This is a genomic window from Streptomyces sp. NPDC048248 (genome assembly GCF_043201875.1).
GTDB lineage: Bacteria > Actinomycetota > Actinomycetes > Streptomycetales > Streptomycetaceae > Streptomyces.
In genome coordinates this window covers 30902-43921 of sequence record NZ_JBICZL010000014.1, presented here as the reverse complement: position 1 = coordinate 43921, position 13020 = coordinate 30902, and the positions used below count along the sequence as shown (strand labels likewise).

Genomic DNA, 13020 nt, shown 5'->3' with positions numbered 1-13020 from the left:
CGCCCACGACGAGCGGCGGCCCTCACTCGGTGGCGACGGCCCGGAGCACATCGAGCCGCGCGGCCCGGCGCGCGGGACGCAGCGCGGCCACCGCCCCCGCGGCCAACCCGATCAGCGCAACCGCTGTCAGCTGCACCGGCGGCACCGCGAACACGCTGCCGCCCGCGCTGTCGGACGCGCGCACCAGCGCCCAGCCGAGGAATCCGCCGAGCAGCAGCCCGCCGGTCGTCCCGAAGGCGGCGACCAGCACCGACTCCCAGCGGACCATGGCCCGCAGCTGCGACCGGGTCTGGCCGACGGCGCGCAGCAGGCCCAGTTCGCGGGTGCGCTCGTGCAGGGCCAGCGTGAGGGTGTTGGCGATGCCGAGCAGGGCGATCAGCACGGCCAGTGCGAGCAGGGCGTAGACCAGGGTCAGGAAGGTGTCCACCCCGTTCGCGGCGGACGCGGCGTAGGCGTCCCTGGTCTGCACCTCGGGATTGCCGTGGGCGGCGGCCGTGTGCTGGACCGCTGCCTCGCCTTCGGCCCCGGTCACGCCGTCCGCGAGGGCCACCGCGACCAGGTTGTCGGAGTCCTGGACGCGGTGCTGCTGCCAGGCCTGGCGGGAGATGACGTAGTCCCCGGTGAGATCGGGCTGTTCGTAGACGGCGCGGACGGTGAAGGGCACGCGGTCGCCGTCGGTGAAGGTCAGCTCGGCGGTGCTGCCGAGCCGCCAGCCCTTCTTGTCGGCCTCCTCCTTCGCGACGGCCAGACCGTCGGCCCCGAGTCCGTTCAACGAGCCCTGGACCGCGCCCAGATCGAGGACCTCGGGAAGTGCGCCCGGGTCGGTGACGGTCAGCGAACGTCCGCCACCGTCCACCTCGGCGACGCCCTTGCCCAGGCCGACCGCGGCGTCCACCTCGGGCAGCCGGTCGAGGGCCGGGGCCAGGCGCGGGCTGATGCCGCTGCCACCGGGCCCGAAGGACGACGTGCCGACCGCGATGTCGCCGGCGAACGCCTGGGAGACGGAGCGGTCGGCGGTGGCCTTGAGGGAGGCCCCGAAGACGGTGAAGAGGCAGACCACCGCGACGCCGATCATCAGGGCGGTGGCGGTGGCCGCGGTCCGCTTCGGCGAACGCAGCGCGTTGCGCTGCGCCAGGGCTCCCGTGACCCCGCGCAGTCCGGCGATCGGGCGGCCGAGCACCCGTACGGCAAGCGTCGCAGCGACCGGCCCAAGGACGACGAGCGCGATGAGGGTGAGCAGCGCTCCGGCGCCTGTGAGCAGGACATTCGGGGTGCCGGCGGCGCCGAGAGCGGTCAGCGCGATCCCTGCCGCGCCCATGACCGCGCCGCTCAGCGTGCGGCGGCGGGAGTCACCCGAGGTGTCCACGGCGGCGTCGCGCAGGGCGGCCAGCGGGGCGGTGCGCCCGGCGCGCACGGCGGGCAGAAGCGCGGAGCCGAGGCAGACGAGCTCACCGACGGCCACCGGCAGCGTCATCGACAGTGCGCTGATGACCAAGGGGCCGCCAGGGAAGGGGAAGCCGATGGCGGGGAAGAGCGCCTGCAGACCGGCCGCGATGCCGATACCGGCGAGGAGCCCGACGGCTCCGGCGACGACCGCGACGACCGCGGCTTCGACGAGCGTGGCGCCGACGAGCTGACGACGGGACGCGCCGAGGACGCGCAGCAGGGCGTTCTCGCGGGTGCGCTGGGCGACGAGGATGGCGAAGGTGTTGTGCAGGGAGAAGGTCGCCACCAGCAGGGCGATGCCCGCGAACACCAGCAGCAGCGTGGTGAAAAGGTTCAGGAATCCACCGGCCACGGCGCTGCTCTCCTCGGTGTAGCGGTCGCCGGTGATGGCCTCCACGTCGTCGGGCAGGGTGGGCCGCAGCGCGTCGACCAGCTGCTGCTGGGAGACGTCGGGCGCGGCCCGCACGAGGATGCTCGACGCCCGGCCGGGCTCGGCGCCGAGGTAGCGCTCCGCGTCGGACCGGGTCAGTGCGGTGAAAGTGCTCTGCCCCATGCCGTCCTCGCCACCGAAGGTGGCGATGCCGACGACGGTGACGGGGACCGGGTCCGGTGTGCGCAGCACGGTGCGGTCGCCGATCCGCAGGTCACCGGCCTTCGCTGCGCCCCGGTTGATCACGGCCTGGCCGGCCGCCTCGGGGGCGTGGCCCTCGGCGAGTTGATAGGCGTTCAGCTGCGGATCGGTGATCCAGTTGGCGGCGCGCGAGGGCGGGCCCTGGCCGGCGCCCACGACCTTGCCGTCCTTGCCGATGAGCCGTCCCTCGCCCTGTACGGCGGGCTCCGCCGCGGCGACGCCCGGTACCTTCTCGACGGCCGCGGCCAGGGAGGTGCTGACGGGACTGCGGGTGCCCTGGCCGGCGCCGGGCACGGTGACGACGTCGGCACTGCGCACCACCGCGGCGGTGCCGCGGGTGGCGTCGCCGAACATCGTGTCGAAGCTGCCGCGCAGGGTGTCGCCCATGACGAGGGTGCCGCTGAGGAAGGCGACGCCGAGCAGCACGGCGAGGAAGGTGCCGAAGAACCGGCGCTTGTGGCCGCGCAGCGCGGAGCGGCCGAGGAGCAGGGGTACGGGCGCTGTGGTCATGACGGGACCGCCTGTTCGGCGTGCGGCGCGGAGCCGCGGGTCCTGGTGTCGAACGCCTTGATGCGGTCCAGGACGCGCTCCGCGGTGGGATCGGCCATGGTGTCGACCAGCCGCCCGTCGGCGAGGAAGACGACCTCGTCGGCGTGTGCGGCGGCGACCGGGTCGTGGGTGACCATGACGACGGTGCGGCCCATGGTGCGCACGGCCCGGCCGAGCAGGCCCAGCACCTCCTCGCCCGAGCGGGAGTCGAGATTGCCGGTCGGCTCGTCCGCGAAGACCACCTCCGGGCGGGCGGCGAACGCGCGGGCGACCGCGACGCGTTGCTGCTGTCCGCCGGAGAGTTCGGCGGGCCGGTGGTGCAGCCGGTCGCGGAGGCCCACGACGTCGATGAGCGTGTCGATCCACTCGGAGTCGCCCCGCTGCCCGGCCAGGTCCAGGGGGAGGGTGATGTTCTCCGCGACGGTGAGGGTGGGCAGCAGGTTGAAGGACTGGAAGACGAAGCCGACGCGCTGCCTGCGCAGCAGGGTCAGCCGGCGGTCGTCGAGGGTGGTGAGGTCGGTGCCGGCCACGAAGGCCGACCCGGACGTGAGGCCGTCCAGGCCGGCCGCCACGTGCATCAGCGTGGATTTGCCGGATCCGGAAGGGCCCATGATCGCGGTGAACCGGCCGGCCGGGAAGCCGGCCGTCACCCCGTCCAGGGCCCGTACCTGCGCGTCGCCGGATCCGTAGATCTTGACGGCGTCGACGACGCGGGCGGCGGCAGGCGGGGTGGGGCCGGTGGACGTCATGGCGTGTCACCCTTCGCTCCGGTGCCGAAGTGCTCCTCCAGGACCGACAGCCGGCGCCAGTACTCCTCCTCGTCGATCTCGCCTGCCGCGAAGCGTCGGCCGAGTACGGCGATGGGCGAGGGGGTGTCGCTCCTGGCCGGGCCCTGCGGGCCGCGGAAGTACCGGCCGGGGCCGCCGTGGCGCCTGCCGGTGCGGCGCAGCAGGGTCACCACGCCGAAGATGACCAGTGCCCAGAGCACGGGGACGAAGAGGATCCAGAGGCCGGGGCCGCCGTCGGACCAGGGATGTGCCAGCTCGAACATGGGACTCAGCTCCTCGGTGGAGGGGTTCGTTCTTTCGTCTTCGAGCCTCGTCCCCGGGACGCCGGGAGTCGTCGTACAGCCAGCGGCTTCGCACGTACCACGCAGGAAGTACGCGGTGCGTGCGGCACTGCTCCGGCCGTCCCTGGATTCTGTAACTACTAGTATGTACAGTGACCTCATGGACACTCGGGAACGGCTCGTACGCAGCACCCAGGAGCTGTTGTGGGAGCGGGGTTACGTCGGCACCAGCCCCAAGGCGATCCTGGAGCGCGCGGGCGTCGGCCAGGGCAGCATGTACCACCACTTCGCCGGCAAGTCCGACCTCGCGCTCGCGGCGATCCGGCGCAGCGCCGAGGACCTGAGGGCCGCCGCCGAGGAGTGCCTCTCCGGCCCGGGGACGGCGTACGACCGGGTGGCGGCCTACCTGCTGCGGGAGCGGCGGGTGCTGCGCGGCTGCCCCATCGGCCGGATGACGCAGGACCGCGACGTGGCGGAGAGTCCCGAGCTGCGGCAGCCGCTTGACGAGATGTTCGACTGGCTCCGGGCGCGGCTCACCGAAGTGCTCACCGAAGGCCGACGGCGCGGCGAACTTGCCGCGGGCCTCGACCCCGTGGCCACCGCGGCGACCGTCGCGGCGGTCGTCCAGGGCGGCTATGTACTGGCGCGGGCGGCCGATGACACCGCGCCGTTCGATGCCGCCGTCCAGGGCGCGCTGGCGCTGCTCGCCGCCCGCGTCACGCCCGGAGGGGCGACCGCGCCCCCACCGCCCGCCACCGCCTGACCCACTTGCCGGATCTTGGGCATCAACGTCGGCCATTTCGTGCGGAGTTGGGAGCCGCGGTGCGAATGCCCGGCGGCTGCCCCCTCCCGTACCTGCGCGGCCGCAGCCGGCAGTACCGGAACACAGTCGACGGTCGACCCGTCCCGATCGGAGCCCGCCATGCACGCCATGCGCTACGCCATCACCCTGCCCGCCGACTACGACATGGAAATCATCCGGCACCGCGTGAAATCCAGGGGACACCTGCTGGATGACTTCGAGGGGCTCGGTCTGAAGGGCTACGGAATCCGCGAGCGCGGGGTCGACGGATCGCCCGTCAACCAGTACGCGCCGTTCTATCTCTGGGCCGATCCGCAGGCCATGAGCCGCTTCCTGGCCGGTGACGGATTCCGCGGGATCATCAGGGACTTCGGGCGGCCGGTCGTACAGCACTGGCAGGGGCTGTTCCACCGTCGGGGCACGGCCGCCGGCACGCTTCCGGCCGCCTTCTCCCTCCGGACCGAGACCGTCCCCGAGAGCGCCGACCCGGCCACCGTGCTCACCGATGCGGTGGCCCGGCACGAGGAACTCGCCACAGCGGACGGTGTGCACTCCACTGCGCTGGGCTTCGATCCCCGGCACTGGGAGTTGGTCCACTTCACCCTCTGGGCGGACGCCGTCCCCGCCGCCGCGGGCGACCGCTACGAGGTGCTGCACCTGTCGGCGCCGGGCACCGGCCGGCTGGGCGAGGGGCGGCAGTGGTGACCCCGGAGCCGGCCGGGCGGGACTCGCCGGACGCGGCACCGCGCCGCACCGGCCGGACCGTCCGCACGGTGCTCGGCGATATCGCCCCCGACGCTCTCGGCGTCTGCGACGCGCACGACCATCTCTTCCTCCGCAGCCCGCAGCTGCCGGGCCAGGAGCTGGCCGACGTCCGGCTCGCGGCCGCGGAGCTGGCCGCCTTCCGCGCGGCGGGCGGCGCGACGGTGATCCAGTGGACGCCGTACGGAATGGGGCGCCACGCGTCCGAACTTCCCTCTCTTGCACGGGAGTCGGGGGTGCATCTGGTCGCGGCGACCGGGCTGCACCAAGCGGCGCACTACACCCCCGAGCTCTTGGAGGAGGTCGGGGCGGACCTGGCGGGACTGTTCGTCCGCGAGCTGACGGAGGGAATCGGCGGCGCGGGACCGCGGGCGGGGATGATCAAGGTGGCCGGCGGCTTCCACGGCCTGGACCGGCACGCCCGGCACGTCATGGCCGCGGCAGCCGAGGCCCAGCACGCCACCGGGGCCGCCATCGGCGTCCACCTGGACCTGGGCACCGGGGCGCCGGAGGTACTCGAGCTGTTGTGCGGGGAGTTGGATGTCCCGCCGGACCGGGTGATCCTCGGTCACCTCAACCGCTCGCCGGACCCGGCCGTGCACCGGATGGCGGCCGAGGCGGGTGCGTACCTGGCCTTCGACGGCCCTTCGCGCGCCCATCACGCGACCGACTGGCGGCTGCCCGAGGCGCTGGCCGCCCTCGCCGACGCGGGCCACGGCGACCGCGTCCTGCTCGGCGGCGACACCACGACGGCCGGTGCCAGGTCGGTGAACGGCGGTCCCGGCATGCCCTATCTGCTGCGCGGGCACCGCCGGCGCCTCGCACTCGCGCTGGGCGAGGAGATGGTGACGCACTTCCTGACGGCCAATCCGGCCCGCGCCTTCGCCGCCGAGTGGGGGCGGGCGCACGGCCCCTCTTGACACGGCCGGTCCCAAGTGGCCCCGAGGTGCTCACGCCCGGGTGCCGCTCAGAGGCTGACGGAGATCCCCACGTGCGGCCGCTTGCCCCCGCGCAGCAGCGCGCCACCGGTGTCCATCAGCCGGAACCGCAGCCCGTACTTGCGCGCCATCGCCTTGCGCACCCGCCCGAGTTCGGCCTTGCCCTCCAGCAGCCGGGCGGCGCCCTCCGCGGTCTGCGCGCCCTCGGCGATCCGGCCGCGGACGTCGCACGGGGTGACGGTCGCCCGGGAGTCGTTGCGCAGCCGCTTGACCTTCCAGCTGTCGTCCCGGGTCCAGACCAGCAGTTCCTCCCCTTCGGCGACCGCCCAGACCGGGGTGGCAACCGAGGTGCCGTTCCTGCGGAAGGTGACCAGGCTGACGTAGGGGCTGCGGGCGATCGCTTCGGGAATCATGGCCGCAGCCTAGAGGGTGTCCTCAGGCTGCCGACGTCCCCCGCTGCCCCACAGCCGGCGGCGCTCGCCGGTCCCGCCGCTCCGGCGCCTGCTGTGCCGTGCGGTGCCGTGCCGTGCCGTCCCGTGCACCGCCGGACTCCGTCGGCCGGGCAGGAGTTGGGCGGCACCCCTGGGCCGGCCGTCTGCTGCCGCACCCCGGGAACGCCGCGCCCGGCTACCGCTCGACGACCACCAGCGGATCGTCGAGGACCGGCTGCCAGGCCAGCTCCGCGGCCCCGACAAGACTGTTGTGGTCCAGGCTGCACGGCAGGATCGGCACGCCGCCGCTGCGCCCCCACAGGCTGCGGTCGGCGACCACCGCCCGGAGCCGGTCCGGGTCGGCCTCCAGCAGGGAGCGGTGCAGCCCGCCGAGGATGATCCGGTCGGGGTTGAGGATGTTGACGAGGCCGGCGATGCCCAGTCCGAGCCGGTCGATGAGGAGGTCGGCGGCGCCGCGTACGGCCGGGTCGGCGTACTCGTGCCGCAGCAGATCGACGGCCTGCTGGAGCAGGGAGACCTCCGGGCCCGCCTCGCGGCCGGCGGCGCCGAGGAAGGCGAGCGGGTCCGCCTCGACGTCCAGACAGCCGCGGCTGCCGCAGTGGCAGGGCGCGCCTTCGGGGTGGACGGTCAGGTGGCCGACCTCCAGCGCGAGGCCGGAACTGCCGCTGTGCAGACGCCCGTCCAGCACCAGTGCCCCGCCGACACCACGGTGGCCGGACGCCACGCAGAGCAGGTCGCGGGCGCCGCGGCCGGCGCCGTGGCGGTGCTCGGCGAGCGCCATGAGGTTGACATCGTTGCCCGTGAAGCCGATCTGCTCGGTCACGCCGGGGATGCCCGCGTCGGCGAGAGAGCGCAGGAAGAGTTCGCGTACCGGCGCGCCGGAGGGCCAGGCGAGGTGCAGCGGGTTGAGGGCCTCGCCGTCCGGTTCCGCGACGGCGGAGGGCACCGCGAGTCCCGCGCCCAGGCAGCGCCGGCCGGTCTCGCGCAGCAGCCGCGAGCCGGTCGCGACGACGTCGGAGAGGACGTGGGCCGGGTCCGCGGGGATGGCGCCACGGCCGGTCGCGGTCGCCGCGATACGGCCCCCCAGGCCCACGAGGGCGACGCGGTAGCCGTCGGCGTGGATCTGTGCGGCGAGCACGACGGGGCCGCGCTCGTCGATGAACAGCCGGTGGGAGGGGCGGCCTTGGGAGCCGGCGATGGCGGTCGGCCGTGAGTCGACGGTGATCAGGCCGAGCGCTTCGAGTTCGGCGGCCACCGCTCCGGCCGTCGCGCGGGTCACGCCGAGTTCGGAGGTGAGGACCGCGCGGGTGGGCGCGCGTCGGGTGTGTACGAGCTCCAGTGCGGGTCCGAGGGCGCCACGGCCCCGCTCCAGCTTGGTTGTCCGAGTCTGGGTCACGGCTCTATTCTGACTTTGTGCCACTGCTGAACAAAACACGGAGTGCTCTTTTCCGTGCCGGACCCCAGCATGCCACCGATCCGCGGCTGGTCCGGCTCCGCATCGCGATCACCGCGTTCTTCGCGGTGGACGGCTTCCTCTTCGCCGGCTGGGTCGTCCGCATTCCGGCGATCAAGGCGCAGACGGGCGCCGGCGCGAACACCCTCGGGCTCGCGCTGCTCGGTGTATCGGCGGGCGCGGTCGCCTTCATGCTGATCACGGGCCGGTTGTGCCGCCGGTTCGGCAGTCATGCCGTGACCATCGCCTCGGCCGCGGCCCTGTCGCTGAGCATCGTGCTGCCCCCGCTCACCCACTCGGCGACCGCACTTGGACTGGTGCTGCTGGTCTTCGGCGCCGCCTACGGCTCGCTCAACGTCGCGATGAACAGCGCCGCCGTCGACCTGATCGCCGCACTGCGGCGCCCCGTGATGCCGAGCTTTCACGCCGCCTTCAGCCTCGGCGGCATGCTCGGCGCGGGGCTGGGCGGGCTGATCGCGGGAGGGGTGTCCCCCACCGTCCATCTGCTGCTGCTCGCGGTGACCGGACTGCTGGTGACGGCCCTCGCCGGTCACGCGCTGCGCACTCACCCGGCACCGAACGTCCCGCAGCGGCTGCCCGCCGAGGACCGTGGCGTCGGCGCGGGGCCCGAGGGGAGCGGCCGCTCGCACCGTACGGGCGGGCTCTCCGGCCCCGTCCTCGGGTTCGGACTGCTCGCACTGTGCACGGCGTACGGAGAAGGCGCGATGGCCGACTGGGGCGCGCTGCATCTGTCGGAGGATCTGCACGCCGGGCCCGGCCTTGCGGCCGCCGGCTATGCGGTGTTCGCGCTGGCGATGACCATCGGGCGGTTGTCGGGGACGGCGGTGGTCCAGCGCTTCGGGCCGGCTCGCGCGCTGATCGCCGGCGGCACGACGGCGACCGCCGGCATGCTGCTGGGAGCGTGGGCGCCCACCGCCTGGGCGGCCTGCGCCGGGTTCGCGATCACCGGCCTGGGGCTGGCCAACATCTTCCCCGTCGCCATCGCGCGGGCGGGCGAGGCCGGCGGCCCGCAGGGCGTCGCCGTGGCATCCACCGTCGGCTACGGCGGCATGCTGCTCGGCCCGCCCGCCATCGGCTTCCTGGCCGAGGCATTCACCCTTCCCTCGGCCCTGACGTCCGTGGCGGTGCTCGCCGCGGTCGCGGTGCTTCTGTCGTATACGACCCGTGGGGTGCACCACACCGGGCGGGAGTGATTCGCGCGGGCCCGGGGTACGCGCACCGTACGTCCGTACGCGGGACGATCCCGGCGTGCGGCGTGGCCGACGGAGGGGGCAGCGCGATGGAAGAGGACTCGCCCGGGACGACGGGATCGGCGGCATCGCCCGAAGGCCGGAGCGCACCGCGCCGGGTGGCACGCCTGACATTCGGCAACCCGGTGTCGCTCGGATATCTCGCTCTGGTGCTCGCCGCGGTGGGGTTCGCGGTGCTCGACGGTCTGGTCACGGATCCCGCCGACGCCTCCTTCTCCGGTGTCTGGGCACTCCTGCTCACCGCGCCGACGATCTTCCCACTGTGGCTCGCGGGGGACGCGCTCTGGGGCGGATCGGGAGCCCCGGACGCCTACTTGATGGCCGCGGCCTCCCTTGCGGCCCTGGTCAACGCCCTGCTGCTGGGGCTGGCCCACCGTGCGCTGCGGGGCCCGAGGAGGTCCACTGTCGGTACCGGCTGGCACACTCGTCGGCATGGAGATCACTGAGTTCGTCGAAACGCTGCGGCTGGACGGGGCGCTGCTCGCCAACGCCGCGGAAGAGGCCGGGCCCGAGGCCCGGATTCCGGCCTGTCCGGAGTGGCAGATGCGGGACCTGGTCACCCATATCGGGCAGATCCACCGCTGGGCGACGGAGTTCGTCACGAAGGGCATCGAGCAGCCCCAGCGGCCGGCCGAGGCGCCCGCGATGGACGACGAAGAGCTCGTGAGCTGGCTGCGCGAAGGCCATCACCACCTCGTGCTGGCGCTGGACTCCGCCGCCGCGGACCTGACGGCCTGGACGTTCCTGGACGCCCCGTCCCCGCTGGCGTTCTGGGCGCGGCGGCAGGCGCATGAGACATCGGTGCACCGGGTGGACGCCCAGCAGGCGGCCGGCGCCTCCCTCACACCCCTGCCGTCCGCCTTCGCCGTCGACGGCATCGACGAGTTGCTGTCCGGCTTCCACTCCCGGGACCGCAGCCGGGTCCGTACGGAGGTGCCCAGGACGCTGCGGGTGCGCGCGACGGACAAGGCCGGAGCGGAATGGACGGTGCACCTCTCCCAGGCACCGCCGCGCACGGTGCGCACGGGCGCCGACGCCGAGCGGGGCGAGGCCGGGCCTCCGGCGGACTGCACGATCGAGGGGTCGGCCGAGGAGCTGTATCTGGCACTGTGGAACCGCCTGCCGTGGGACACCCTGAAGATCACCGGCGATGACGCGCCGGCCCGGCTGTGGCAGGAACGCGGCGGCATCTGAGATGTCGGGCGTCGCGGGCGCGGCCACACCCCGGTGTGTCCGCGCCCGCGATGTCGTTCGGCGCGCTGTCCACGCACACCCATTGACACCGCTCTCGCCACGTCATTACGGTCACGCCACCATTTCGAACGAGTGACGAAATATCGAACACGGCGAAGGGTCAATTCCCGTGCGTATCACGCGAATCAGCACGCATGTCGTCGGCACTCCCTGGCGCAATCTCACCTATGTGCAGGTCCATACCGACGAAGGGCTCACCGGCGTCGGCGAGACCCGGATGCTCGGCCGCACGGACGCGCTGGTGGGCTATCTGCGCGAGGCCGAGGCCCATCACATCGCCGGCTCCGACCCGTTCGCGGTCGAGGACCTCGTACGCCGGATGAAGTACGGCGACTACGGCAGGGCCGGTGAGATCGTGATGTCCGGCATCGCGTGCATCGAGATGGCCTGCTGGGACATCAAGGGCAAGGCCCTCGGGGTGCCGGTGTGGCAACTGCTCGGCGGCCGGGTGACCGACCGCGTCAAGGCGTACGCCAACGGCTGGTACACCACCGAGCGCACCCCCGAGGCGTATCACCGCGCCGCCCGCGCCGTGGTGGACCGCGGCTACCAGGCCCTGAAGATCGACCCGTTCGGCACCGGGCACTTCGAACTGGACCACGCCGCGAGTTGCTACGCCGTCTCCCTCATCGAGGCGGTCCGGGACGCGATCGGCCCGGAGCGGGAACTGATGCTGGAGATGCACGGCCGGTTCAGTCCGTCCACCGCGGTGCGGCTGGCACACGAGATGGCACCGTTCCGGCCCGCGTGGCTGGAGGAGCCGGTGCCGCCGGAGAACCTCAAGGCGCTGGCCAAGGTCGCCGGGAAGGTGGATCTGCCGGTGGCCACCGGCGAGCGCATCCACGACCGGACCGAATTCCGGGAGCTGTTCGAGTCGCAGGCCGCGGACATCATCCAGCCCGACCTCGGGCACATCGGCGGCATCCTGGAAACCCGCAAGCTCGCCGCCACCGCCGAGACGCACTACATGATGGTGGCGCCGCACAACGTCGGCGGCTCGGTGCTGACCGCCGCCTCGCTCCAACTCGCGGGCTGCACACCGAACTTCAAGATCCTGGAGCACTTCAACGACTTCGCCGACGCGGAGATCAAGAAGGTGGTGAAGGGCGCGCCCGAGGTCGTGGACGGCTACTTCCCGTTGTCGGACACACCGGGCCTCGGCGTGGAGCTGGACACCGAAGCGGCGGCCGAATTCCCGCAGCAGGCAGCCCGCTTCGACCTCTGGGCCGAGGGCTGGGAGCAGCGCGATCCCGACCGGAAGCGGTCATGAGGCGCCCCCGGCCCACCACCCCGGGCCCCGGCCGGGCGGTGGCGACATGACCGCTCTTTCCCGGGTCTCCCGTCTCTCCCGCGCCGTCGTCCTCGACGGCCCCGGGCAGCACCGGCTGGTGGTCGGCCCGGCGCGCGAGCCCGGCGCGGACGAGGCCCGGGTGGCGGTGTCGGCCGCGGGCATCTGCGGCAGCGACCGCGAGGTGTACGACGGGGCGCGGCCGGCCGGCTATGTCCGCTACCCCGTCACGCCCGGCCACGAGTGGTCCGGCACGGTGGAGGCGGTGGGCCCCGGCGTCGATCCGGCCCTGGTGGGCCGCAAGGTCGTCGGCGAAGGCTTCCGCAACTGCCGTACCTGCGACCGTTGCCGGGCCGGCGACACCTCCCTGTGCACCGCGGGCTACTCCGAGACCGGTTTCACCGAGCCCGGCGGTTTCGCCGACACCCTGGTGCTGCCCGCCCGTCTGCTGCACCCGCTGCGCGCCGACGCCGACCTGCGGGCCGCGGCGCTCCTGGAGCCGGCCGCCGTGGCCGCCTCGGCGGCACTGATGGGCAACGCGCTGCCCGGCGAGCGGGTCGCGGTGGTGGGCGCGGGGACGCTCGGGCTGCTCGCGGTCCAGTTGCTGGCGGCCGCCTCCCCTTCGGAGTTGGTCGTCGTCGATCCCCGCACGGCCCGCGCCGAGCAGGCCCTGACGATGGGCGCGACGCGGATCCACACCCCCGCGGACGACCGGCTGCCGTCCGGATTCGACCTGGTGGTGGAGACGGCCGGTGCGCAGGGCAGTGCCGCCGCCTCGGCGCTGATGGCCCGGCGTGGTGGCCGCGTCGTCCTCGTCGGCCTGCCCGCGCCCGGTGCGCGGGGCATCGACCCCATCCATCTCGCGATGAGCCAGATCACCGTGCACAGCGTGTTCGGCGCACCGTCCGCCGCGTGGACGCACGCCGTGCGCGCCTTCGACGCGGGGCTGCTCGACCCTGCCCCGCTGATCACCCACGCCTTTCCGCTGGAGGAGTACGCCACGGCCGTCGCCCTGGTGGGCGGCGGTGACGCTTCGGTGGGCAAGGTCCTGCTGGAGCCCGGCGGCAGCACCGGGGCCTGACCGGCGGCGCCCCGCTCTGCGGCC

General features: G+C 73.6%; 13 protein-coding genes. 8 read left to right on the top strand and 5 right to left on the bottom strand.

What is annotated here, in order from left to right:
• Positions 1-22 precede the first annotated feature (22 nt).
• From ACGFZW_RS28400 to ACGFZW_RS28390, 3 genes are read right to left on the bottom strand one after another with little or no spacing between them, the layout of a single operon-like run.
• Positions 23-2587, bottom strand: coding sequence for an FtsX-like permease family protein (locus tag ACGFZW_RS28400; protein ID WP_393896083.1), 2565 nt, complete (start codon positions 2585-2587; stop codon positions 23-25).
• Entirely contained in the window at positions 2584-3375 is a 792-nt protein-coding gene (locus ACGFZW_RS28395) for an ABC transporter ATP-binding protein (protein WP_393896082.1), read from the bottom strand. Before ACGFZW_RS28395 ends, ACGFZW_RS28400 begins: the two co-directional genes overlap by 4 nt.
• Positions 3372-3677 (bottom strand): SHOCT domain-containing protein, encoded by a 306-nt coding sequence (locus ACGFZW_RS28390; RefSeq protein ID WP_393896081.1) that lies wholly within the window; start codon positions 3675-3677, stop codon positions 3372-3374. The genes ACGFZW_RS28395 and ACGFZW_RS28390 overlap by 4 nt, the downstream gene beginning before the upstream one ends.
• Positions 3678-3855: 178 nt before the next feature.
• Here ACGFZW_RS28390 and ACGFZW_RS28385 point away from each other — a divergent pair, with 178 nt between their 5' ends.
• The 3 genes from ACGFZW_RS28385 to ACGFZW_RS28375 all read left to right on the top strand — a co-directional run bounded on the left by ACGFZW_RS28385 (position 3856) and on the right by ACGFZW_RS28375 (position 6179).
• Positions 3856-4458, top strand: coding sequence for a TetR family transcriptional regulator C-terminal domain-containing protein (locus tag ACGFZW_RS28385; protein ID WP_393896080.1), 603 nt, complete (start codon positions 3856-3858; stop codon positions 4456-4458).
• A gap of 159 nt (positions 4459-4617) precedes the next feature.
• A complete protein-coding gene (locus ACGFZW_RS28380) occupies positions 4618-5202 on the top strand; it encodes a DUF4865 family protein (protein ID WP_393896079.1) in 585 nt (194 codons plus the stop codon).
• Positions 5199-6179 (top strand): phosphotriesterase, encoded by a 981-nt coding sequence (locus tag ACGFZW_RS28375; protein WP_393896239.1) that lies wholly within the window; start codon positions 5199-5201, stop codon positions 6177-6179. Before ACGFZW_RS28380 ends, ACGFZW_RS28375 begins: the two co-directional genes overlap by 4 nt.
• Before the next feature lie 47 nt (positions 6180-6226).
• Here the strand turns inward: ACGFZW_RS28375 and ACGFZW_RS28370 are convergent, their stop codons facing one another.
• Together ACGFZW_RS28370 and ACGFZW_RS28365 are read right to left on the bottom strand one after the other, a co-directional pair.
• The gene (locus ACGFZW_RS28370; protein WP_393896078.1) at positions 6227-6610 is read right to left on the bottom strand and encodes a PPOX class F420-dependent oxidoreductase; all 384 of its coding nucleotides are present in this window, start codon (positions 6608-6610) and stop codon (positions 6227-6229) included.
• A 214-nt stretch (positions 6611-6824) separates the two neighbouring features.
• Positions 6825-8045, bottom strand: a complete 1221-nt coding sequence (locus ACGFZW_RS28365) for an ROK family protein (protein WP_393896077.1) — start codon at positions 8043-8045, stop codon at positions 6825-6827.
• Positions 8046-8062: 17 nt separating this feature from the next.
• On the opposite strand from ACGFZW_RS28365, the gene ACGFZW_RS28360 reads away from it, so the two are divergent.
• The 5 genes from ACGFZW_RS28360 (at position 8063) to ACGFZW_RS28340 (ending at position 12996) form a co-directional block, all read left to right on the top strand.
• Complete coding sequence (locus ACGFZW_RS28360; RefSeq protein ID WP_393896076.1) at positions 8063-9316, top strand: MFS transporter; 1254 nt, start codon at positions 8063-8065, stop codon at positions 9314-9316.
• 155 nt (positions 9317-9471) lie between these two features.
• Complete coding sequence (locus tag ACGFZW_RS28355) at positions 9472-9819, top strand: SCO4225 family membrane protein (RefSeq protein ID WP_393896075.1); 348 nt, start codon at positions 9472-9474, stop codon at positions 9817-9819.
• Positions 9806-10567: a maleylpyruvate isomerase family mycothiol-dependent enzyme gene (locus ACGFZW_RS28350; RefSeq protein ID WP_393896074.1), complete on the top strand. Its 762-nt coding sequence runs from the start codon at positions 9806-9808 to the stop codon at positions 10565-10567. Before ACGFZW_RS28355 ends, ACGFZW_RS28350 begins: the two co-directional genes overlap by 14 nt.
• Before the next feature lie 169 nt (positions 10568-10736).
• A complete protein-coding gene (locus ACGFZW_RS28345; RefSeq protein ID WP_393896073.1) occupies positions 10737-11897 on the top strand; it encodes a mandelate racemase/muconate lactonizing enzyme family protein in 1161 nt (386 codons plus the stop codon).
• Between the two features lie 46 nt (positions 11898-11943).
• Entirely contained in the window at positions 11944-12996 is a 1053-nt protein-coding gene (locus ACGFZW_RS28340) for a zinc-binding dehydrogenase (RefSeq protein ID WP_393896072.1), read from the top strand.
• Positions 12997-13020: the final 24 nt, after the last annotated feature.

Excerpts from the sequence above, each read along its gene's own strand:
- ACGFZW_RS28340 (WP_393896072.1), top strand. The coding sequence starts at position 11,944 with ATGACCGCTCTTTCCCGGGTCTCCCGTCTCTCCCGCGCCGTCGTCCTC.
- ACGFZW_RS28395 (WP_393896082.1), bottom strand. The coding sequence starts at position 3,375 with ATGACGTCCACCGGCCCCACCCCGCCTGCCGCCGCCCGCGTCGTCGAC.
- ACGFZW_RS28370 (WP_393896078.1), bottom strand. The coding sequence starts at position 6,610 with ATGATTCCCGAAGCGATCGCCCGCAGCCCCTACGTCAGCCTGGTCACC.
- ACGFZW_RS28380 (WP_393896079.1), top strand. The coding sequence starts at position 4,618 with ATGCACGCCATGCGCTACGCCATCACCCTGCCCGCCGACTACGACATG.
- ACGFZW_RS28350 (WP_393896074.1), top strand. The coding sequence starts at position 9,806 with ATGGAGATCACTGAGTTCGTCGAAACGCTGCGGCTGGACGGGGCGCTG.
- ACGFZW_RS28390 (WP_393896081.1), bottom strand. The coding sequence starts at position 3,677 with ATGTTCGAGCTGGCACATCCCTGGTCCGACGGCGGCCCCGGCCTCTGG.
- ACGFZW_RS28400 (WP_393896083.1), bottom strand. The coding sequence starts at position 2,587 with ATGACCACAGCGCCCGTACCCCTGCTCCTCGGCCGCTCCGCGCTGCGC.
- ACGFZW_RS28385 (WP_393896080.1), top strand. The coding sequence starts at position 3,856 with ATGGACACTCGGGAACGGCTCGTACGCAGCACCCAGGAGCTGTTGTGG.